At 39.6% G+C, this 21,384-nt stretch carries 17 protein-coding genes and 1 tRNA gene; 15 read left to right on the top strand and 3 right to left on the bottom strand.

Annotated elements, in window-relative coordinates; genetic code table 11:
- Positions 1–10 precede the first annotated feature (10 nt).
- From ACZBKJ_RS07440 to rpoC, 10 genes are all read left to right on the top strand, one after another.
- Positions 11–907, top strand: a complete 897-nt coding sequence (locus ACZBKJ_RS07440; RefSeq protein ID WP_463200360.1) for a DMT family transporter — start codon at positions 11–13, stop codon at positions 905–907.
- A gap of 61 nt (positions 908–968) precedes the next feature.
- Positions 969–1,044 (top strand) — tRNA-Trp (locus ACZBKJ_RS07435).
- Positions 1,045–1,105: 61 nt separating this feature from the next.
- Complete coding sequence (gene secE, locus ACZBKJ_RS07430) at positions 1,106–1,591, top strand: preprotein translocase subunit SecE (protein WP_463200359.1); 486 nt, start codon at positions 1,106–1,108, stop codon at positions 1,589–1,591.
- A 157-nt stretch (positions 1,592–1,748) separates the two neighbouring features.
- A complete protein-coding gene (nusG, locus tag ACZBKJ_RS07425) occupies positions 1,749–2,282 on the top strand; it encodes a transcription termination/antitermination protein NusG (protein ID WP_463200411.1) in 534 nt (177 codons plus the stop codon).
- A 98-nt stretch (positions 2,283–2,380) separates the two neighbouring features.
- Positions 2,381–2,812 carry a 50S ribosomal protein L11 gene (gene rplK, locus ACZBKJ_RS07420; RefSeq protein ID WP_463200357.1) on the top strand — a complete coding sequence of 144 codons (432 nt, stop codon included), beginning with the start codon at positions 2,381–2,383 and terminating at the stop codon, positions 2,810–2,812.
- On the top strand, positions 2,812–3,513 hold the full coding sequence (gene rplA / locus ACZBKJ_RS07415) for a 50S ribosomal protein L1 (RefSeq protein ID WP_463200356.1): 702 nt from the start codon (positions 2,812–2,814) through the stop codon (positions 3,511–3,513). Before rplK ends, rplA begins: the two co-directional genes overlap by 1 nt.
- A 276-nt stretch (positions 3,514–3,789) precedes the next feature.
- Positions 3,790–4,296 carry a 50S ribosomal protein L10 gene (gene rplJ / locus ACZBKJ_RS07410; protein ID WP_463200355.1) on the top strand — a complete coding sequence of 169 codons (507 nt, stop codon included), beginning with the start codon at positions 3,790–3,792 and terminating at the stop codon, positions 4,294–4,296.
- Between the two features lie 49 nt (positions 4,297–4,345).
- Positions 4,346–4,717 carry a 50S ribosomal protein L7/L12 gene (gene rplL / locus ACZBKJ_RS07405; RefSeq protein WP_463200354.1) on the top strand — a complete coding sequence of 124 codons (372 nt, stop codon included), beginning with the start codon at positions 4,346–4,348 and terminating at the stop codon, positions 4,715–4,717.
- 329 nt (positions 4,718–5,046) lie between these two features.
- The gene (gene rpoB, locus ACZBKJ_RS07400; protein WP_463200353.1) at positions 5,047–9,138 is read left to right on the top strand and encodes a DNA-directed RNA polymerase subunit beta; all 4,092 of its coding nucleotides are present in this window, start codon (positions 5,047–5,049) and stop codon (positions 9,136–9,138) included.
- A 78-nt stretch (positions 9,139–9,216) separates the two neighbouring features.
- Complete coding sequence (rpoC, locus tag ACZBKJ_RS07395) at positions 9,217–13,428, top strand: DNA-directed RNA polymerase subunit beta' (protein ID WP_463200352.1); 4,212 nt, start codon at positions 9,217–9,219, stop codon at positions 13,426–13,428.
- A 99-nt stretch (positions 13,429–13,527) separates the two neighbouring features.
- Here the strand turns inward: rpoC and ACZBKJ_RS07390 are convergent, their stop codons facing one another.
- The gene (locus ACZBKJ_RS07390; RefSeq protein WP_463200351.1) at positions 13,528–14,208 is read right to left on the bottom strand and encodes a YggS family pyridoxal phosphate-dependent enzyme; all 681 of its coding nucleotides are present in this window, start codon (positions 14,206–14,208) and stop codon (positions 13,528–13,530) included.
- A 208-nt stretch (positions 14,209–14,416) separates the two neighbouring features.
- Between ACZBKJ_RS07390 and ACZBKJ_RS07385 the strand changes: the two genes are divergently transcribed.
- Positions 14,417–15,463: a type IV pilus twitching motility protein PilT gene (locus tag ACZBKJ_RS07385; RefSeq protein ID WP_463200350.1), complete on the top strand. Its 1,047-nt coding sequence runs from the start codon at positions 14,417–14,419 to the stop codon at positions 15,461–15,463.
- Between the two features lie 30 nt (positions 15,464–15,493).
- Positions 15,494–16,627, top strand: coding sequence for a PilT/PilU family type 4a pilus ATPase (locus ACZBKJ_RS07380; protein WP_463200349.1), 1,134 nt, complete (start codon positions 15,494–15,496; stop codon positions 16,625–16,627).
- Positions 16,628–16,664: 37 nt separating this feature from the next.
- On the opposite strand, the gene ACZBKJ_RS07375 is transcribed toward ACZBKJ_RS07380, so the two are convergent.
- A complete protein-coding gene (locus ACZBKJ_RS07375) occupies positions 16,665–17,630 on the bottom strand; it encodes a tRNA dihydrouridine synthase (RefSeq protein ID WP_463200348.1) in 966 nt (321 codons plus the stop codon).
- Position 17,631: 1 nt separating this feature from the next.
- Positions 17,632–18,027 (bottom strand): helix-turn-helix domain-containing protein, encoded by a 396-nt coding sequence (locus ACZBKJ_RS07370; RefSeq protein ID WP_463200347.1) that lies wholly within the window; start codon positions 18,025–18,027, stop codon positions 17,632–17,634.
- 124 nt (positions 18,028–18,151) lie between these two features.
- On the opposite strand from ACZBKJ_RS07370, the gene ACZBKJ_RS07365 reads away from it, so the two are divergent.
- The 3 genes from ACZBKJ_RS07365 to ACZBKJ_RS07355 all read left to right on the top strand — a co-directional run.
- Complete coding sequence (locus ACZBKJ_RS07365; protein ID WP_463200346.1) at positions 18,152–19,138, top strand: GTPase family protein; 987 nt, start codon at positions 18,152–18,154, stop codon at positions 19,136–19,138.
- Between the two features lie 118 nt (positions 19,139–19,256).
- A complete protein-coding gene (locus tag ACZBKJ_RS07360) occupies positions 19,257–20,099 on the top strand; it encodes an exodeoxyribonuclease III (RefSeq protein ID WP_463200345.1) in 843 nt (280 codons plus the stop codon).
- A 406-nt stretch (positions 20,100–20,505) separates the two neighbouring features.
- On the top strand, positions 20,506–21,384 hold an 879-nt coding region (locus ACZBKJ_RS07355), incomplete at its 3' end, for an Ig-like domain-containing protein (RefSeq protein ID WP_463200344.1).

Raw genomic sequence — 21,384 nt, 5'->3', positions numbered from 1 at the left:
GGATTGTTATATGCTAAAAATGGCAAACAAATCAGAACATTGGTTTTCTATGATAGGTTTGGTGTTTGGCTGTGTACTTTTTGGTATGGGCAGTTTGATTGTTGCTCATGTTGAAAATTTAGGCGGCTTTGCCATGGCATTTTGGCGACTTTTGGTGTCTGCTCCCATTTTTCTTTTACTATCTTTTATATTTAAACAATCATTTCCTAAAAACCACCATGCTTTAAAATTTGCAATATTAGCGGGTGCGGTGCTGGGTTTGGACTTAGCGCTTTGGCACGAAAGCATTTACGCTGTAGGACCTGGAATTTCAACCTTACTAAATAGCCTACAAATTTTCTTTTTGGCATTTATTGGTTTTTGGTGGTTTAAAGAGCGCCAAACTAACATACAGATTCTAGGTTTGATTTTGGCATCTGTTGGTGTTGCTTTAATAGCAAGTCCAGAATTTAAACACAATCAAAGCGCATTATGGGGCTTTATCTGGGGTATTTTATCAGGGCTGTGTCTGGCGGTTTCTATGGTATTTATCCGCCGTGCTCACGAGATGGCAAGCATACCACTTTTTCCGATGATGGGCGTGATTGGCATTAGTGGTGCAACTGCACTTTTTCCAATTATGCTGATTGTGGATTCTGGTAAAATAATTCCAGTGGATGTGTACGATATTTTTTGGATTGTAATTTATGGCACACTGATGCAATGTGTTGCTTGGGGATTGATAGCTTATAGTATCCCCAAGATTGCCTTAACCTTAACTGGGCTTTTATTGTTAAGTGAACCTGTCGCGGCATTACTCATTGATTATTTTTGGCTTGCCAAACCAATTAATTTAATGCAGTGGTTGGGCGTCTTTTTAGTTATGTTGGCAATTTATTTAGGCTCTTATAAGCCAAAAACAAAATAATTTTATAAAAAATACTTGCAAAATTAAAAATCATTGTTATAATAACAGTCCTTAACACCCTAGGCGACTGGCTCAATTGGTAGAGCATCGGACTCCAAATCCGAGGGTTGGGGGTTCGAGTCCCTCGTCGCCTGCCATCTTTTCTTCAAAATTTTCCTGTATTTCTCCAAAGTTAGCCAATTCAAGGCAGATTTCTGCATGAGTGATAATAAAGACAATTTAGAAAATAAACTTGCCGATGCAAAAGCACTTGCCCAAGATTTGCTAAATAAACGCAAAGCTGTTGTTGTGTCTGAAGAAAATGTTGTTGAAGTTGCTAAAACACGCTCAATCAAAGATATGATTTTATGGTTGATTGCTATATTAGCATTGATTAGTTCAACATTGATTTCGCAATACCTACCTAAGTACTGGCTTCCTGCTAGCAATCCTTGGACACAAATCGCCATTACTTTGCTGTTGGTTGTGCTTGCTGGGGTTTGTTTGGCCTTTACTCATCAAGGTAGGGCGTTCAGAGTGTTATTAAAAGATGCAGGCATTGAATTAAGACGTGTCACTTGGCCTGGCAAAGATGAAACCATTCGTTACACTTGGCAAGTGATTGTGGTAATGGTGATTGTTGGGATTTTTATTTGGCTGATTGATACTTTATTTAATCAGTTATTTGGTTTGATTTTAAATTAATTTGTTTTGTCAAATCTTCCTTAGCAGTTTCAGTTTTGCCATTTAAAAATGGTGGAACCCGATTTTGTTGGTGGATACAATCCTTCCAGATTAGAATCACGCATGAGCTTGTTTTATGTGTGATTTTGCATATTAAAATATAAGATAATTTAGGTGTATTATGCGTTGGTATATCATTCAAGCATTTTCAGGGTATGAAAAACAAGTGCAAAGAGCATTAATAGAGCGAATCAAACGTAGTGAATTGACTGAATATTTTGGTGATGTATTGGTGCCAACAGAAGAAGTGATTGAAATTCGTGATGGTAAAAAACGCACAGTTGAGCACAAATTATTTCCAGGATATGTACTGATTAATATGGAAATGCGTGAAGACACTTGGCATATTGTTAAAAGCTGTCCAAACATCACTGGATTTATTGGTGGCACCCCTGAACACCCTGCGGCAATTACCCAAGCTGAGGCTGACCGTATTTTAAATCGCATCAATAAAGCTTCTGAAGCCCCACGTCCAAAAACTATTTTTGAACCAGGTGAAGAAGTATTGATTATTGATGGTCCATTTACTGATTTTAAAGGTCAAGTTAAAAAAGTGGACTATGATAAATCAAAATTGTTCTTAACGGTGAGTGTGTTTAGCCGTCCAACGGAAGTAGAACTTGAATTTACTAAAGTTGAAAAAATTTTATAATGGCTGTATAATGCTCGCCTCCCCAAGTAAGAATTGGGTTTTATTATCATCGGGGAGCTAAATTTTTAGCGTTTTACCCATAACTGGAGAACTTTCTCATGGCAAAAAAGATTGATGGCTACATCAAACTACAAGTGCCTGCTGGCAAAGCAAACCCTTCACCACCAATTGGTCCTGCATTGGGTCAAAAAGGCGTGAACATCATGGCGTTCTGTAAAGAGTTTAACGCCGCTTCTTCAAACATGGAGCCAGGATTGCCTGTGCCTGTGGTAATTACAGTATTTAATGACAAATCATTTACATTTGTCATGAAATCACCACCAGCAGCTGTATTACTGCGTAAAGCCGCTGGCGTTGCCAAAGGTTCTGCTGTGCCTAATAAAACTAAAGTTGGTACAGTAACGCGTGCTCAATTAGAAGAAATCGTAAAAACCAAGGAAGCAGACTTGACCGCTGCCGATCTTGAGTCAGCAGTTCGTACCATTGCAGGTACTGCTCGCTCAATGGGTCTAAATGTGGAGGGTGTATAATGGCTAAGCTAACTAAGCGTCAAAAACTTATCAATGAAAAAATTGATAATACCAAACTATACACCATTGAAGAAGCTGTGGCAATCTTAAATGAATTACCACCAGCAAAATTCAAAGAGTCTATTGATATTGCAATCAATCTAGGCGTTGACCCACGAAAATCTGATCAAGTAGTTCGTGGCGCAACCAACCTACCTGCTGGTACTGGCAAAACTAAACGTGTTGCTGTTTTTGCACAAGGTGCTGCTGCTGATGCCGCTAAAGAGGCGGGCGCTGATGTAGTTGGTTTTGAAGATTTGGCTGAAAGTATTAAGGCTGGCAACCTAGATTTTGATGTTGTGATTGCCGCTCCTGATGCAATGCGTGTGGTAGGACAACTAGGTACCATCTTAGGTCCACGTGGTTTAATGCCAAACCCAAAAGTCGGCACAGTGACTGCTGATGTTGCTACCGCAGTTAAAAATACTAAGGCAGGTCAAGCACAATACCGTGTTGATAAAGCAGGTATTATTCACGCTTCAATTGGTCAGATTGGCTTTACTGGTGAACAAATTGAGCAAAATGCCACTGCATTATTAAACGACTTGAAGCGTGCTAAACCAGCAACTTCAAAAGGCATCTACATCAAAAAAATTACTTTATCAAGCACTATGGGGCCTGGTATTGCTATTGACCCGGTACCACACCGTGCTAATAAATAATTGATTTGACAACTTTTTGGATGTTTCGGCAAAAAATTTGACTTGATTTTTCTGGTTTTTTGCCTATAATAGCACCCCTTAAGTAATAAATTTAGTTCAGCACACGGGTTGTGCTGTCTAAGACCGTAGGTACTAATAATTAAAATTGTTGGTTTAAAATTCCAGCCTACGCAGACGGTAAGACTAATTGTCACCGTAATATTGGTGCAAATACGACATTTGAGTTGATATTTGTAAAATTTGCTTATCACTTTGTGATAAATATGGAGACAACCCATGGCATTAAATCTTCAAGACAAACAAGCAATTGTTGCTGAAGTAAGTGAAGTTGCCAAAGGTGCGCTCTCTGCTGTAGTTGCCGATTCTCGTGGCGTTACAGTAGCTAAGATGACCGAACTTCGTAAATCAGCTCGCGCGGCGGGTGTGGATGTGCGCATTGTACGTAATACTTTATTGCGTCGTGCATTGGCAGACACTGAATTTGCGTGCATGAGTGATGTGTTTGTTGGGCCTACTTTAATTGCATTTTCAAATGAGCACCCTGGTGCGGCCGCTCGTTTATTTAAGGAATTTGCAAAGGCTAACGACAAGTTCGAAATCAAAGGCGCAGCTTTTGAAGGCGAATTTATTGATGCAAAATCTATTGATAAACTTGCAACCTTACCAACCTACGACGAAGCAATTGCGCGTCTAATGGGTACCATGAAAGAGGCCGCTGCTGGCAAACTAGCTCGCACCTTGGCTGCTTTACGTGATAAATTGCAAGCTGAAGAAGCGGCATAATTGTGCCGTTTATTAACTTTATTTTTTTATTTCTATAGGAATAATTGCTATGTCATTGACTAATGAACAAATCCTAGATGCGATTGCTGAAAAATCAGTAATGGAAATCGTTGAACTTATCACCGCGATGGAAGAGAAATTTGGCGTATCTGCCGCCGCTTTAGCCGCTGCTCCTGTTGCTGGTGGTGACGCTCCTGCTGCTGAAGAAAAAGATGATTTCGACGTTGTATTAACTAGCGCTGGCGATAAGAAAGTAGCTGTAATTAAAGTGGTTCGTGAAGTAACTGGCTTAGGTCTAAAAGAAGCTAAAGACCTAGTTGAAGGTGCGCCACAAGTAGTTAAAGAAGGCGCTTCTAAAGCTGATGCTGAAGAACTTAAGAAAAAACTTGAAGAAGCTGGCGCAAGCGTTGAGCTTAAATAATTTTCTTAAAGCAGCTTAGCTGTTTGACAAAATTGATAAAATCCAACAATGTAGTTGCATTGTTGGGTTTTTTGCTGTAAAATACAGGATTTGACCTTTTATGTAACTTTAATGATTTTTACATCATTGGTTGCTTCAAAAAGAATCCATGCTCCTATGCAAGCACCTATTGACTGACCAATTATTCTAAAAGCTAAATACAGAAGTATTTGGCTTGTTTTCGTATCTTTGATTGGTTGATTTGAGCTGAAGATTAGCGGTTTGGTTGTCCACCTTACTAATTAAAATCAATTTAGCGTGTTTTTACCACTGTTTATTAAGGAATCTTGATGGCATATTCTTATACTGAAAAGAAACGCATTCGCAAAAGTTTTTCTAGGCTGCCAGATGTGATGGACGTGCCTTATTTGCTCGCCATTCAGGTGGATTCTTATGAGCAATTTCTACAAGAACATAAAAAACCTAAGGGACGTGCCAATGTAGGATTACAGGCAGCCTTTTCCTCAATTTTTCCAATTGTTAGCCACTCAGGCAACGCTGAGTTGCAATTTGTTGAGTATTATTTAGGTAAACCAGAATTTGATGAGCGTGAGTGCATCATGCGTGGCTCAACTTTTGCTGCGCCTTTACGTGTTAAAATTCGTTTAGTAATTAAAGATAAAGATAATAAAACCAGCATCAAAGATGTTCGTGAACAAAGTGTCTATATGGGTGAAATTCCATTGATGACAGATAATGGTACATTTATTATTAATGGTACTGAACGCGTAATCGTTTCTCAACTACATCGTTCTCCTGGTGTGTTTTTTGACCATGATAAGGGTAAATCCCATTCAAGTGGTAAGGTGTTATACAATGCTCGCATCATCCCTTATCGCGGTTCTTGGTTGGATTTTGAATTTGATGTTAAGGATTTAGTATACGCCCGTATTGACCGTCGTCGTAAACTATTAGCAAGTATTATTTTGCGTGCTATTGGTATGACTACTAGCGATATCTTGCACACGTTTTTTGAAACAACAACCATCTATAAGGGCGCAGAGCAGTTTGAGATTGAGTTGATTCCTGAACGTTTGACGGGTGAGATGGCTCAATTTGATATCGTTGCTCCTGATGGTACAGTAATTGTAGAGCAGGGCAAGCGTATCAACGCTAATCGCATCAAAAAATTGCAAGCAGCAAATATGACCAAGTTGGCTGTGCCCGATGAATATTTATATGAGCGCATTTTAGCAGAAGATATCGTAGTTGATGATGAAGTGATTGCTCGTGCTAATTCATTGATTGACCATGAACTTTTGGTAAAACTGGCTGAGAAAAATATTCAAGAATTTAAAATCCTATTTACCAATGATATCGATCATGGTACTTATATTGCTGATACATTGCGCGCCGATGTAGTTACAACACGTGAGGAAGCACTGGTTGAAATTTATAAGGTTATGCGTCCGGGTGAACCACCTACTTTAGATGCTGCTGAAAAATTGTTTGAAACCATGTTCTTTAGCCAAGAGCGTTACGATTTATCCAATGTTGGTCGTATGAAGTTTAACCGTCGTTTAGGTCGTGAATTTATCGATTCAGACGATATCGAGGTTCAGCGCCAGCAAGGTGTTTTGTCCAAAGAAGACATTATTGATGTGGTGAAAGAACTGATCGAAATTCGCAATGGTCGTGGCGAAGTTGATGATATTGACCATTTGGGTAACCGTCGTATTCGCTCTGTTGGCGAAATGACAGAGAATCAGTTCCGTATTGGTCTGGCGCGCGTTGAGAGAGCGGTTAAAGAGCGTTTAACTAATGCTGAATCAGATAATTTATCTCCACAAGATTTAATTAACTCAAAACCTGTGGTTGCTTCTATTAAAGAATTTTTTGGTTCTAGTCAGCTGTCTCAGTTTATGGACCAAAACAACCCATTGTCAGAGATTACTCACAAACGCCGTGTGTCAGCACTGGGCCCGGGTGGTTTGACGCGTGAACGAGCAGGATTTGAGGTACGAGACGTACATACTACCCATTATGGTCGTGTTTGTCCAATTGAAACACCTGAAGGTCCAAACATCGGTTTGATTAACTCTTTGGCAGTTTTTGCGAAAACAAATAATTTTGGTTTCTTGGAAACTCCGTATCGTCGTGTTATTGATGGATGCGTTACCGATGAAATTGAGTATGTATCAGCAATTGAAGAAGTGGGCATGGTGATTGCTCAGGCAGATTCACCCATGAATGAAAAGGGCGAGTTGACCGAAGAGATGGTTATGGTTCGTCACCAAGGTGAGTCTGTGCGTATGAGTCCATCCAAAGTTACCCACATGGATGTATCGCCTCGTCAGGTAGTGTCAGTTGCTGCAAGCCTAATTCCATTTTTAGAGCATGATGATGCTAACCGTGCTTTGATGGGGTCAAACATGCAGCGTCAGGCCGTACCAACTTTGCGTTCAGATAAACCACTTGTTGGTACTGGTATGGAGCGCCACGTAGCACGTGATAGTGGGGTGTGTGTGGTTGCTAAACGTGGCGGTGTTGTAGAAGAAGTTGATGCTAGTCGTATTATTGTGCGCGTCAATGAAGATGAAATGACAGCGGGTGAAGCAGGGATTGATATTTATAATTTGATTAAGTACACTCGTTCCAATCAAAATACCTGTATCAACCAACGTGTGATTGTAAATGCAGGCGATGTTATTGCTCAAGGCGATATTTTGGCAGATGGACCATCAACTGATTTGGGTGAGTTGGCATTAGGTCAAAATATGCGCGTGGCGTTCATGCCTTGGAATGGTTATAACTTTGAAGATTCCATCTTGTTATCAGAGCGTGTGGTGCAAGAAGACCGTTTTACCACCATTCATATTCAAGAATTAACTTGTGTGGCGCGTGATACCAAGCTTGGACCTGAAGAAATTACAGGCGATATTCCAAATGTGGGCGAAGCAGCATTATCTAATTTGGATGAAGCGGGAATTGTATACATTGGTGCTGAAGTTAGTGCTGGTGATATTTTGGTGGGTAAAGTAACGCCAAAAGGGGAAAGCCAACTCACTCCCGAAGAAAAGCTTTTACGTGCAATCTTTGGTGAAAAAGCTGCTGATGTAAAAGATACTTCACTGCGTGTACCATCATCGACCAAAGGCACCGTTATTGATGTTCAGGTATTTACTCGCGATGGTTTGGAAAAAGACAGTCGCGCTAAAGCCATTGAAAAAGCAATGCTTGATGATTATCGAAAAGATTTAAAAGAAGAGTTGGTAATTTTTGAAGCTGCTGCCCGTAGTCGTGTCATGGCGTTGCTTGAGGGTGAGAAAGTCAGTGGCGGTGCTGGATTTAAGGCAGGCACTGTTTTGACATCAGCTGATTTAGAAAATCTTGCCTTAGATACTTTGTTTGACATTCAGCCAGCTGAAGAAGAGATTTCAGAGCGTTTAACACAAATCTCAGATTTTTTAGTGGATAAACAAAAAGAAATCGATGATAAATTTGCCGAGAAAAAACGCAAATTGACTGCAGGTGATGATTTGGCGCATGGCGTACAAAAAATTGTCAAAGTGTATTTAGCGGTAAAACGTCGTATCCAGCCTGGTGATAAGATGGCAGGTCGTCATGGTAACAAAGGCGTAGTTTCTCGCATCATGCCTGTAGAAGACATGCCATATGACAGTAAGGGCAACCCTGTAGACATCGTATTAAACCCGCTGGGTGTACCGTCTCGTATGAATATTGGTCAAGTCTTGGAAACACACTTAGGCATGGCTGCTCGCGGTCTTGGTGAAAAGATTGATGAAATGCTAAAAGCCAAGGCAGCAATTAGTGAATTGCGAGTATTCCTGGATAAAATTTATAACCAAGTTGGGGGTGAGCAGGTAGATTTGGATAGTTTATCTGATGATGATTTACTTGCACTTGCTCAAAACTTACGTCAAGGTGTACCAATGGGTACAGCAGTATTTGATGGTGCTGAAGAAACGCAAATCAAATCATTGCTTGAACTGGCAGGTTTGTCTAAGACTGGACAGCAAACACTTTATGATGGTCGTACAGGCAAAAAATTTGACCGTCCAGTAACCGTGGGCTATATGTATATGTTAAAACTTAACCATTTGGTGGATGATAAAATGCATGCCCGTTCAACAGGTTCATACTCATTAGTGACTCAGCAACCATTGGGCGGTAAAGCTCAATTTGGTGGTCAAAGATTTGGTGAGATGGAAGTTTGGGCATTAGAGGCGTATGGTGCAACTTACACCTTGCAAGAAATGCTCACGGTTAAATCCGATGATGTGGAGGGGCGTACCCGCATGTATAAAAACATCGTTGATGGTGAGCAGTATATGAACCCTGGTATGCCAGAATCGTTTAACGTATTAACCAAAGAAATTCGTTCATTGGGTATCAATATTGATTTAAAAGAAAAGAAATAAAATTCCAATTAAATCATACTGATTAAAGTAAGGGGGTACGCCTCCTTACCTGCCCATTTATCAAACTGGAGAAACCCTTTGAAAGACTTATTAGACATCATGAAACCTGCCGATGGTATAAAAGAGTTTGACAGCATTCAGATTTCTTTGGCATCACCTGACACCATCAAATCATGGTCGCATGGTGAAGTAAAAAAACCTGAAACCATTAATTACCGTACATTTAAACCAGAGCGTGATGGTCTGTTTTGTTCAAAAATTTTTGGACCTGTTAAAGATTTTGAGTGCTTGTGTGGTAAATACAAACGCCGTAAATTTCAAGGCATCATTTGTGAAAAATGTGGTGTAGAAGTTACTGCCGCAAAAGTTCGTCGCGAACGCATGGGACATATTGAGCTTGCCTCACCTGTGGCACATATTTGGTTTTTAAAGTCTTTGCCAAGCCGTATCGGTCTTTTGCTGGATATTACGTTGCGTGATATTGAACGTGTGCTTTATTTTGAAAGCTATATCGTAACTGATCCTGGTATGACTGGATTGGAAAAATATCAGCTGCTTGATGATGAAGAGTATTTTAATGCACTTGAGCAATATGGCGATGAATTCGTTGCTAAAATGGGTGCTGAAGCGGTTCAAAACTTGTTAAAAGACATTGATGTTGAGGGTGAAATTGAAGAACTGCGTGCTCTGATTCCACAAACAGGTTCTGAAACGAAGCTTAAAAAAATGTCTAAGCGCTTGAAGTTGTTAGAGTCTTTCCGTGATTCTGGCAACAAACCTGAATGGATGGTCATGACCGTTTTGCCTGTGTTGCCACCAGATTTACGTCCTTTGGTGCCATTAGAGGGCGGTCGTTTTGCAACGTCAGATTTAAACGATTTGTATCGTCGTGTGATTAATCGTAATAACCGTTTAAAACGCCTGTTGGAGTTAAACGCACCAGATATTATTGTTCGTAATGAAAAGCGTATGCTCCAAGAAGCGGTTGATGCGTTGCTTGACAATGGACGCCGTGGTCGCGCAATTACCGGTTCAAACAAACGTCCTTTAAAATCCCTAGCTGATATGATTAAAGGGAAGCAAGGTCGTTTCCGTCAAAACCTTTTGGGTAAACGTGTCGACTATTCAGGGCGTTCGGTCATTGTAGTTGGTCCAACATTGCGTTTGCATCAGTGTGGTTTGCCTAAGAAAATGGCGCTGGAATTATTTAAGCCATTTACTTACGCTAAACTACTACAAAATAATATTGCAACCACAATTAAAGCCGCTAAAAAAATGGTTGAGCGTGAAGAGCCGGTGGTTTGGGATATGCTTGCTAGCGTAATTCGTGAACATCCAGTATTGCTAAACCGTGCGCCTACACTTCACCGTTTGGGTCTACAAGCGTTTGAACCTGTATTGATTGAAGGTAAAGCAATCCAGCTACACCCCTTGGTTTGTGCGGCATTTAACGCCGACTTCGACGGTGACCAAATGGCGGTACACGTACCATTGACCCTAGAAGCACAGCTTGAAGCTCGCGCTTTGATGATGTCTACCAATAATATTTTATCACCTGCCAATGGTGAGCCTATTATTGTACCATCTCAAGACGTGGTACTCGGGCTTTATTATATTAGCCGTAGTCGCATTGGAGCAAAAGGTGAAAACATGGTCTTTAGTACCGTTAATGAAGCCTTGCGCGCCATTGGTTCTGATGATTTATCGGTAAATGCTGCCATCAAAGTACGCGTTACCGAGGTTATGATTGACGAAAGAACGGGTGAAAAAAGCAAACATACCCAAATCAAAGACACAGTCGCAGGACGTCTTTTAATTTGGAATATCATGCCAGAAGGCATGGGATTTGACGAATGTAATAAAGAGATGACCAAGAAAAACATCTCAAAATTACTAAACTCTTGTTATCGTAAACTGGGCGTAAAAGAATCTGTACTCTTTGCTGACCATCTGATGTATTTAGGCTTTGCCCAAGCAACATTATCAGGCATTTCTATTGGCATGGAAGATATGGTAATTCCACCAACCAAAAAAGCCATTGTTGATGCTGCCGATGCTGAAGTGCGTGATATCGAAAAACAATTTGACCAAGGTATTGTGACCGCTGGCGAGCGTTACAATAAAGTGGTGGATATTTGGTCGCGTACCAGTGATAAAATTGCTAATGCCATGATGGAAAACTTATCAAGCGATGAAGTGGTTAATGCAAATGGCGAAACGGTTCGTGAAAAATCTTTTAATTCCATCTATATGATGGCAGACTCGGGTGCTCGTGGTAGTGCAACCCAAATTCGTCAGCTTGCTGGTATGCGTGGTCTGATGGCAAAACCAGATGGTTCAATTATTGAAACACCAATTAAGGCAAACTTCCGTGAAGGTTTGTCAGTACTGCAGTACTTTATTTCAACACACGGTGCGCGTAAAGGTTTGGCAGATACAGCATTAAAAACGGCTAACTCAGGTTATTTAACTCGTCGTTTGGTTGATGTTGCTCAAGATTTGGTTATCACCCAAGAAGACTGTGGTACAGAAGCAGGTCAGCGCATGACCCCTGTAATTAATGGCGGTGAAATTGTTGAGCGTTTGGGAGACCGTGTACTTGGTCGTGTGGCAGCTAAAGATGTTATCAATGCTAAAGGCGATGTGATTATCACCAAAGGCACCTTGATTGATGAGCGTTTGGTTGAAGTGCTGGATAAAAATGCTATTGACGAAGTTCAAGTGCGTTCAGTGATTACCTGTGAATCCAATCACGGCGTATGTGCAAAATGCTATGGACGTGATTTGGCGCGCGGTCATCTGGTCAATATCGGTGAATCGGTTGGGGTTATGGCAGCTCAATCCATCGGTGAGCCTGGCACACAGCTAACGATGCGTACATTCCACGTTGGTGGTGCAGCAAGTGCAGTGTCTGTAGATAATAGTATTTCTGTTAATAATACAGGTACAGTGCGTTTTCATAATATGAAAACAGTAGAACATGCTGATGGCTATTTGGTGGTGGTATCACGTTCTGCTGAGCTTGGTGTGATTGATGAACAGGGTCGTGAGCGTGAGCGTTATAAAGTACCTTATGGTTCAAACATATTGGTTTGCGACGCTGATTCAGTCAGTCAAGGTGATGTGATTGCCAAATGGGATCCACATACCCACCCAATTATCACAGAATTTGCAGGTAAAGTACGTTTTAATGACATTATAGATGGTATGACCGCAGCGGTAAAAACTGACGAAACAACTGGGGTCAGCTCATTTGAGATTTTAGCTGTTAGAGACCGTCCAAGTACTGCAAAAGATGTGCGTCCTGCAATTATTTTGGATACAGATGAAGGTAAAGAAGTTATTTACTATTTGCCGTCAGGAACCGTTATTCGTGTTACAGAAGGTGAGGCGGTAACTACAGGTTCGGTTTTAGGTCGTGTACCACAAGCAACATCAGGAACCAAAGATATTACTGGTGGTTTGCCACGCGTTGCTGATTTATTTGAAGCGCGTCGTCCTAAAGACCATGCAATTATGGCAGAAATGAGTGGTATTGTTAGTTTTGGTAAAGAAACCAAAGGTAAAAACCGCTTTATCATTACCGATGAAGATGGCAACACTCATGAAGAGCTAATTCCAAAATGGCGTCAAATCAACGTCTTTGAAGGCGAAACGGTAGAACGCGGCGAAGTGGTGTCAGATGGTCCTCAAAATCCACATGATATCTTGCGCTTAAAAGGCGAAACTGCATTGGCAAATTATGTGGTTAATGAAGTTCAAGAAGTTTACCGTTTACAAGGCGTAAAAATTAATGACAAGCACATTGAGGTGATTTTACGTCAAATGTTGCGCAAAGTGGAAATTATTGACGGTGGCGATTCTAGTTACTTTAAAGGCGACCAAGCTGAATTTAATAAGATTCGTGAATTAAATGCCAAACTTTTAGCGGAAGATAAATTCCCTGTGCGTTTTGAGCGTCAGCTTCTTGGTATTACCAAGGCCAGTCTTGCAACTGAAAGCTTCATTTCAGCGGCATCTTTCCAAGAAACTACCCGCGTGTTAACCGCTGCGGCAGTAATGGGCAAAGTAGATGACTTAAGTGGGCTTAAAGAAAACGTGGTTGTTGGTCGCCTAATTCCAGCAGGTACGGGGCTTGCATATCATCAAAGTCGTCAGCGTCGCGCCCAAAAAGCATTGGATGAAGCCAAACAAAAAGAAGAATTTTTGTCACTTGAGTCACCAAAACCAGATTTAGGTGATGATGATTTTGCTGCTAGTTTTGCGAACGAACTTGGCAATATTCATTAATAAGTAATATTTATTCTTTTACAAAAACCTGTGTTAATTTTAACGCAGGTTTTTAATTTCCAACAAACACACGCTGTTATTTTTATTAGGCGTGATGTATTATTTATAGTCTCTTTCTCCAAAAATCGCCGTTCCTACTCGCACCATTGTCGAACCATGAGCAACTGCATCTTGCATGTCGCGACTCATGCCCATAGAAAGTGTATCCCAGTTTTTCAGTGCGCGCTGTTTTTGAACTTGGGTAAAAATTGCCTGAGTACGTACAAAAGCATCGCTACCATGTTTATTGGGAATAATCATCAAACCTCGCAAACATAAACGCGGGTAGCTTAAAATTTCATCAATTAACTTGTCAAGTTCATCTACTTTACATCCTGATTTATTGGCTTCATCATCAATATTGAGCTCAATCAGTACGTTGATGGGAGGTAAATTTTCTGGTCGCTGCTCATTTAAGCGTTTAGCGATGATGCCGCGATCAATAGTCTGCACCCAATCAAAATATTGGGCAATATCACGTGTTTTGTTGCGCTGAATATGTCCGATATAATGCCAAACAATTGGTAAATCTTGTAATTGTTGAATTTTAGCAACTGCCTCTTGTAGATAATTTTCACCAAACATGGTTTGACCTTGATGAAATAATGTGCGAATATCCTCAGCAGGCTTGGTTTTTGAAACGGCTAATAATTGAGTTTTTTGGTTAAATTGTTGATTATATTGATTTAAATGGTTTTTAACATTCAAAAAACGTTGAATGAGTAAATTTTGAGTGGTCATAATTGATACAAGAATAAAACAATTTTATTTATTCTAACAAAATTTTACCATCAAAGGCATAAACTTTGTTATAAAATGCCTTGTATCTTAAAATTGGTCATGTTTTAATACATACATAAAAATAGCATTTTTCAATGTTGTATTTTGATTCATTTTATTTCTTGATTTTGTGTTTTTTAGTTATATTACAATAAAGTAAAGGTAAATCATGTCATCCCCTAGTATTGAAGATTTATTGCGTTTTGTGGTCAAAAACAGAGCGTCAGATTTGCATTTGTCAGCAGGGCTGCCACCGATGATTCGTGTTGATGGTGAAGTGGTGCGCATTAACACACCGGAGATGGACCATTCAACAGTGCATAAATTGATTTATGACATCATGAATGACAAACAGCGTGCTGATTATGAAGAATTTTTTGAGACGGATTTTTCATTTGAGATTCCTAATTTAGCTCGTTTTCGTGTTAATGCTTTTAACCAAAATCGTGGCGCAGGCGCTGTATTTCGTACCATTCCATCCAAAGTTTTGACAATGGATGATTTGGGCATGGGACCTGTTTTCAAAAAGGTTTCTGATTTTAAACGCGGTGTGGTTTTGGTAACAGGACCAACAGGTTCTGGTAAATCAACAACACTTGCGGCGATGATTAATTATATTAATGAGACTCGCAAAGAACATATTTTAACCATTGAAGACCCAATTGAATTTGTGCATGAATCCAAAAAATCGCTGATAAACCAGCGTGAGGTTCATCGAGACACTTTGGGTTTTGAAGCGGCACTGCGTTCGGCACTGCGTGAAGACCCCGATGTCATTTTGGTGGGTGAGATGCGCGACCTTGAAACGATCCGTCTGGCACTGACAGCTGCTGAAACTGGGCATTTAGTGTTTGGTACGCTGCACACCAACTCTGCTGCAAAAACGATTGACCGTGTCATTGACGTTTTCCCTGCAGCCGAAAAAGATATGATTCGTGCCATGCTTTCAGAGTCTTTGCAGGCGGTCATTTCTCAGTCGTTATTAAAACGCATTGGCGGAGGTCGTGTGGCAGCTCATGAAATCATGCTTGGCACGCCTGCGATTCGTAACTTGATTCGTGAAAATAAAGTGGCTCAAATGTATTCAGCAATTCAAACTGGCGCGGGCGAAGGTATGATTACTCTTGACCAAACCTTAAAAAATCTGGTTGCTAGCCGTGTCATCACCAAAGAATCAGCGCGTATGTATGCCAAACAGCCAGAAGCATTTTTATAATATGAATTTTTTATCATATTAAGGAAACTTATGAATTTTGATAAATTATTACAAGTCATGATTGCCAAAAATGGTTCTGACCTTTTTATTACTGAAGGGGTGCCACCGTCTTTAAAAGTCAATGGCACCATTCACCCGATGACCAAAACACCTTTAACATCCGAACAATCCATGGCTTTGGTTCTTGGAATTATGACGGATAAACAAAAGGCGGAATTTGAAGAAACTCACGAATGTCAGTTTGCCATTACTGACAAAGAAGAAACAGCCCGTTTTCGTGTGTCTGCTTTTATTCAACGTGATAAAGCAGGCATGGTTTTGCGTAAAATTGAAACCCAAATCCCAACCACGGATGATTTAAAATTACCGCCTATTTTGAATGAATTGGCGATGAAAAAGCGTGGTATTATTTTGCTTGTAGGTGCAACAGGTACGGGTAAATCGACGACGCTTGCAGCAATGATGGGTTATCGCAATGAAAATTCTCGAGGTCATATCATTACCGTTGAAGACCCAATTGAATATGTACATCAACATAAAGGCTGTATTGTTACACAACGTGAGGTTGGAATTGATACTTTGTCTTTTGAAGATGGTTTAAGAAATACCCTGCGTCAAGCGCCCGATGTGATTTTGATTGGTGAGATTCGTAACCGTGAAGTCATGAGTTATGCCATTCAGTATGCTGAAACTGGACACTTAGTGTTTGCCACTTTACACGCCAATAACGCCAACCAAGCCATTGACCGTATTATTCACTTTTTTGAAGCAGACAGACATGGGCAATTATTTATGGATTTGTCGCTGAACTTGCGCGCAATTATCGCCCAACAGTTAATTCCGACACCAGACGGTAAGGGTCGTCGCGCCGCTATTGAAATTTTACTTGGTACACAGCTGATTGCTGATTACATTCGTAAAGGTGAGATTCACGAAATTAAGCCAGTAATGAAACGTTCTCGCGATATTGGCATGCAGACTTTTGACCAAGCCTTGTTTGATTTGTATGAAAATGGTGAGATTACCTATGCTGACGCGATTAAACACGCAGATAGCCCCAACGATTTACGTCTACAAATCAAACTAGAAAGTAAACACGCCAAAAATGGTGATTTGGATGAAGGGGCAAATAAACTTTCCATTGATTTAACAGATTATACCTAGTGGTTTTAATAACCCTTTATGGATACATAAAGGGGTTTTATTTGCCTGATAATAATTGCAGAATGTTGGATTTATTTTTTTCTTTTTTGATGACTTGCCATAATGATTGCGCTTCATCAAACCCTGATGTTAGCATGCCTAGCCACTGTTTATAACGTCCAATCAATCCGTTTTGATTGTCTGTATTATCTGCTAAAAATTCAAGTTGATAAGGCAATAAATCTTGCCAAGTAAAATTATTTTTCAAATGATTATCCAGTGTGGCAATTAAGTTAGGACGAGTTACTGCACCACGTCCAAGCATCAGATGAGGTGTTTTGGCTTGATGAGTACAGTCGGTAGCGTGCTGAGAATTCCAAATCTCACCGTTAGCAATGATGGGAATACCAAGTTTGGTAAACGATGCAATTTTATCCCAATACGCAGGCGGGCGGTACCCTTGGGTTTTGGTACGGGCATGTACGGTTAACCAGCTTGTGCCAGCTTGTAACACAGCATCGCCAATCTCGTCCATGTTATCCATATTTTCATAACCCAATCTGATTTTTGCCGAAACTCCAATATGGTGTGGAACAGCGTTTCTAACCGCCAAAATAATTTGATAAATTGTTTCTGGCTCATTTAATAAAATTGAACCGCCTTTGTGATTATTTACCGTTTTTGCAGGGCAGCCAAAATTTAAATCAATAGCTTTTGCTCCAAGACTACAAGCAGTTACTGCGCTTTCTGCCATCATATTGGGGTTATTGCCTAAAAGCTGAATATGAACAGGCGTACCGCTTAGGGTTTCACCATTTTGATGTAATTCTGGCACATATTTATAAAATACATGAGCTGGTAGGGGATAGTGGGTTACACGAATAAATTCGCTGACGGACCAGTCATAAGGTCTGCCTAAATCACTGGCAATTTTGGTTAAAATGCGTCTCATCAGTGGGTCAGTCAGACCTTCCATTGGGGCAAGCAGGCGAACGGGGTGGGAAAAGAAATGAGAAAAAGGCATATTAGGATGAGTGATTGGATTTTAATAAACTAATCATATCATATAAAGACTGATTTTCTTTTTTAAGGTGATTGATGATTTCATCTTTATGAGAAATAATTAATTGTAGTTTTTCTATTTCTTTTGCAAGTTCATGATTTTGGTAAATGGTTTTTCCATGATTTGTACCGTATTCATTAACCAAAAGAAACACTTCGCTATCATGACTGCTTATTAATTCTGTAATATCTACATTTAAAATATGGGCAATTTGTTCAATACGTTCTAAACTTAATTTTGTTTTTCCTGATTCAATTTTTGAATAAGCTTGCGAGGATATTTCTAATTTTTCTGCCATTTGTTCTTGGGAAAGTTTTTGCCCTGTGCGTAAGACACGGATTTTCTCTTGGGTTTTCATGCTAATTAACTTTTAGTGGGGAAATTCAACCAGCGGTTGATTGAGGTTTTTAATATATAGATTAAAATTTTACCCATAAATATAGTGAATTTTCAATTATTTTTTGTAATTTATAGGAAAGATTATGAATCATTCTAATATGTCTCACCAAAGTTTCGAAAATGATACTGAATTTGATACAAAACTCAAAGATGTTGTGGACTCTGTTCAAAACGACCCCAGTATTAGTGATGAGGATAAGGGAAAATTTCTTCGAAATTTCAATCGTCTTAAACGTAACAAACTTAATTTGATGATTGTTGGCGGTACAGGTACAGGCAAATCATCAACCATCAACGCATTATTTGATACCGATATAGCAAAAGTTGGCAAAGGCTCTGATCCTGAAACAATGAGCATTAATCGCTATGTTCTGGATAATCTGATTTTGTGGGATACACCGGGTCTTGGCGATGGTAAAGAAGCAGACCAAAGACATACAAAAATAATCATTGATAAGTTACACGAAAAAGACAGTAAGGGTGATTTATTAATTGATATGGTTTTAGTGATTGTAGATGGCAGCAGTCGTGATTTGGGGACGACTTGTCAACTGATTAATGGTGTCATTATACCAAATCTAGGCGAGGATAAACATCGTATTTTAGTGGCGATTAACAAAGCAGATAAAGCCATGGATAATTGCTGGGATTTAACAGATAATAAGCCCGAACCAGAATTAGTTGAATTTTTGGAAGATAAAGTTATCTCAACCAAAGAACGTATTAAAGAAGCCACAGGCATAGATGTGGATGTGATTTATTATTCAGCAGGCAATGGCGCAAAAAGAAAACCCTATAATTTATCCAAGTTATTGGCGTTTATTGTGCGACACACCAAAAAGAAAAAACGTTTTCTCATGGCAAACAAAATTAACCAAAATGATGAAAACTGGTCAAGTGGTCAAGAGTCCATAAAGTTTATAGAGGAAACTAAAAAGTCGTTTTGGGATTCATTCGTGGATAATTTAGCAGATGGTATTGACGCAGGTATCGAAATTGTAAAAAAAGGTGCAAAAGCTTTAGGTGTGGTAGGTTCAGCTGTCTCAAAATACTGGAAACGACTTTTTTAGTGATTTTATAAGATAAACACACCTGTATTTAACACCCTAAGGCAACAGCTTTTGGGGTGTTTTTGTTGCCATAGATAAAGTATGAGGCTACAATACTTTTATTTAATTTGGAATGATCATGACCACCCCAAAACCCAACGATATCATCCCTTCAAAACTTCCCTGCACGTTGCGTGTGGTTTCTATTAACGTCAATGGACTGCGAGCTAGCCATAAAAAAGGGCTGTTTGATTGGATAGCAACCAGTGATGCCGATATAATTTGTATGCAAGAAACCCGTTTGACCCATGAGCAATGGGACGATAAATTTAAGCCTCAGGGCTGGCATTATCATTTGTTTACTGCCCAAAGATTGGGTTATTCTGGTACAGCAATTTACAGTAAATTACCTTTTGTGTCAGTCGTAGATGGTTTAGGATTTGAACTTGCCGATACTGAAGGGCGTTTCACTATGGTGCAACTGGATTTATCAACATTTTCTGAACAAAAACCTTTGTTTATTGCTTCTTTATATTTACCATCAGGCTCATCAGGCGACGATGCTCAAGCCCGAAAAGATTTATTTTTGCGTGAATATCAAACAATATTACAACGCTGGCGCGATGAAGACAAATCATTGATTGTTTGTGGCGATTATAATATGGTGCATAAAAAAATTGATATTAAGAATTTTTCAGGTAACCAAAAATCATCTGGTTGTTTGCCACATGAACGAGCATGGCTGGATTATGCATATGAAAAAATGGGTTATGTAGACAGTTTTCGCAGGGCGCGTACGGAAGCTGATTTGTATTCTTGGTGGTCAAATCGTGGCAAAGCACGTGAAAATAATGTTGGTTGGCGAATTGATTATCAGATGTGCTCACCTAATTGGGCGCAAAAAGTACTGGGAGCTTGGGTCTACCGTGAAAAATGGTTTAGCGACCATGCCCCTGTCATTGTTGATTATTTGTTAAATTAGATTTCAGATTAATGGATTGAATTAACCGATAAATGGATATTATATAAAATTGTATTAGTTTTAATCAGTTTTGTAATTATTTTTTAAAAAGCTTTGTCAATCATTGATAAGGCTTTTTTTGTATTAGAATTGTTATTATAAAATGAATAAAAATTATTCAAATATATTAAAATAAAATATAAAAAAACCCTTGATAAATCAAGGTAATCGGTGTATTTTTTTCACAAATTATTTGATTGTTTTATATTTACCATTGATATACTTAAATATGCCAATCGGGATGTTTTTACGGTTTTTATATAGCTTAAATTTTGGAAATGATTTATTATAACGGCAATATTAAAATTAAGATTTCCGTAACCTAATTTAGGCAATTATTGGGTTACATTTGTAAAAAAGGTGTTATATGCAAAATATTACTGTAAAAGCCAACAATGCTACTCAAACAGTCAACCAAGTACAGGTTGTTACTAGAAGTGGTCAGCCTGCTGTGATAAAGGCGAATGGCAATATGCATTATGAATTTGTCAAAGATGCCACAGGTCGCGCACCCGACCATATTATTACAAAACGTGCTGGAAAAGATTTGCATGTTTCTTTTGAAGAATTAGGGCAAGAAACTGATTTAATCATTGAAGATTTTTATAACTATCCAGATTCTGCGTTGATTGGTCAAGCTGAAAGTGGAGCTTACCACTACTATGTACCAGACACTGGTGAAGCGTCGGATTACGTAACTAGATTGGCTAATGGTGAAATTGAAGGTCAGGCTTTGGGTGGTAATACCATGATTAGCCCATGGTGGGTGACAGCAGGCACAGTTGGTAGTGTCGCAGCACCAGCAGCATCGCTTGGTAGTACACTGCCTTGGCTTTTGGGTGGTCTTGGCGCTGTTGGCGCTGTAGCTGCAAGCCAACACAAAAATAAAGGTCCAGATAAACCAAGCGTTAATATCAGTATCACCAGTATTGCTGGCGATAATATTGTCCAATCGGCTGAAAAAGGCACTGACGTTCCTGTGACTGGTGTGGTATCTGGTGATTTTACAGCGGGTAATATCGTTACATTAAGCATTAATAACAAGACTTTCACCACACCTGTTGATGCACAGGGGCGCTATAGTTTAAATGTTCCAGCAGCAGATTTGGTTGCTGACACTGATAAAAAAATAGAGGCAACTATCAATGCTACCTCGCCTAAAGGTGGTAGTTCTGCAAGTACACAACACGGTTACCAAGTCGAAGCCGACCCACAAGCGCCAAGTGTGCAATTGGAAATCACCCAC

The sequence above is a fragment of the Moraxella sp. I5G genome, assembly GCF_055193055.1.
This window is presented reverse-complemented; position numbering and strand designations above follow the sequence as displayed.

Bases quoted from the DNA above. Each gene is read 5' to 3' on its own strand.
- ACZBKJ_RS07440 (WP_463200360.1), top strand. From the start codon at position 11: ATGCTAAAAATGGCAAACAAATCAGAACATTGGTTTTCTATGATAGGT.
- secE (WP_463200359.1), top strand. From the start codon at position 1,106: ATGAGTGATAATAAAGACAATTTAGAAAATAAACTTGCCGATGCAAAA.
- rplK (WP_463200357.1), top strand. From the start codon at position 2,381: ATGGCAAAAAAGATTGATGGCTACATCAAACTACAAGTGCCTGCTGGC.
- rplA (WP_463200356.1), top strand. From the start codon at position 2,812: ATGGCTAAGCTAACTAAGCGTCAAAAACTTATCAATGAAAAAATTGAT.
- rplJ (WP_463200355.1), top strand. From the start codon at position 3,790: ATGGCATTAAATCTTCAAGACAAACAAGCAATTGTTGCTGAAGTAAGT.
- rplL (WP_463200354.1), top strand. From the start codon at position 4,346: ATGTCATTGACTAATGAACAAATCCTAGATGCGATTGCTGAAAAATCA.
- rpoB (WP_463200353.1), top strand. From the start codon at position 5,047: ATGGCATATTCTTATACTGAAAAGAAACGCATTCGCAAAAGTTTTTCT.
- ACZBKJ_RS07390 (WP_463200351.1), bottom strand. From the start codon at position 14,208: ATGACCACTCAAAATTTACTCATTCAACGTTTTTTGAATGTTAAAAAC.
- ACZBKJ_RS07385 (WP_463200350.1), top strand. From the start codon at position 14,417: ATGTCATCCCCTAGTATTGAAGATTTATTGCGTTTTGTGGTCAAAAAC.
- ACZBKJ_RS07380 (WP_463200349.1), top strand. From the start codon at position 15,494: ATGAATTTTGATAAATTATTACAAGTCATGATTGCCAAAAATGGTTCT.
- ACZBKJ_RS07375 (WP_463200348.1), bottom strand. From the start codon at position 17,630: ATGCCTTTTTCTCATTTCTTTTCCCACCCCGTTCGCCTGCTTGCCCCA.
- ACZBKJ_RS07370 (WP_463200347.1), bottom strand. From the start codon at position 18,027: ATGAAAACCCAAGAGAAAATCCGTGTCTTACGCACAGGGCAAAAACTT.
- ACZBKJ_RS07365 (WP_463200346.1), top strand. From the start codon at position 18,152: ATGAATCATTCTAATATGTCTCACCAAAGTTTCGAAAATGATACTGAA.
- ACZBKJ_RS07360 (WP_463200345.1), top strand. From the start codon at position 19,257: ATGACCACCCCAAAACCCAACGATATCATCCCTTCAAAACTTCCCTGC.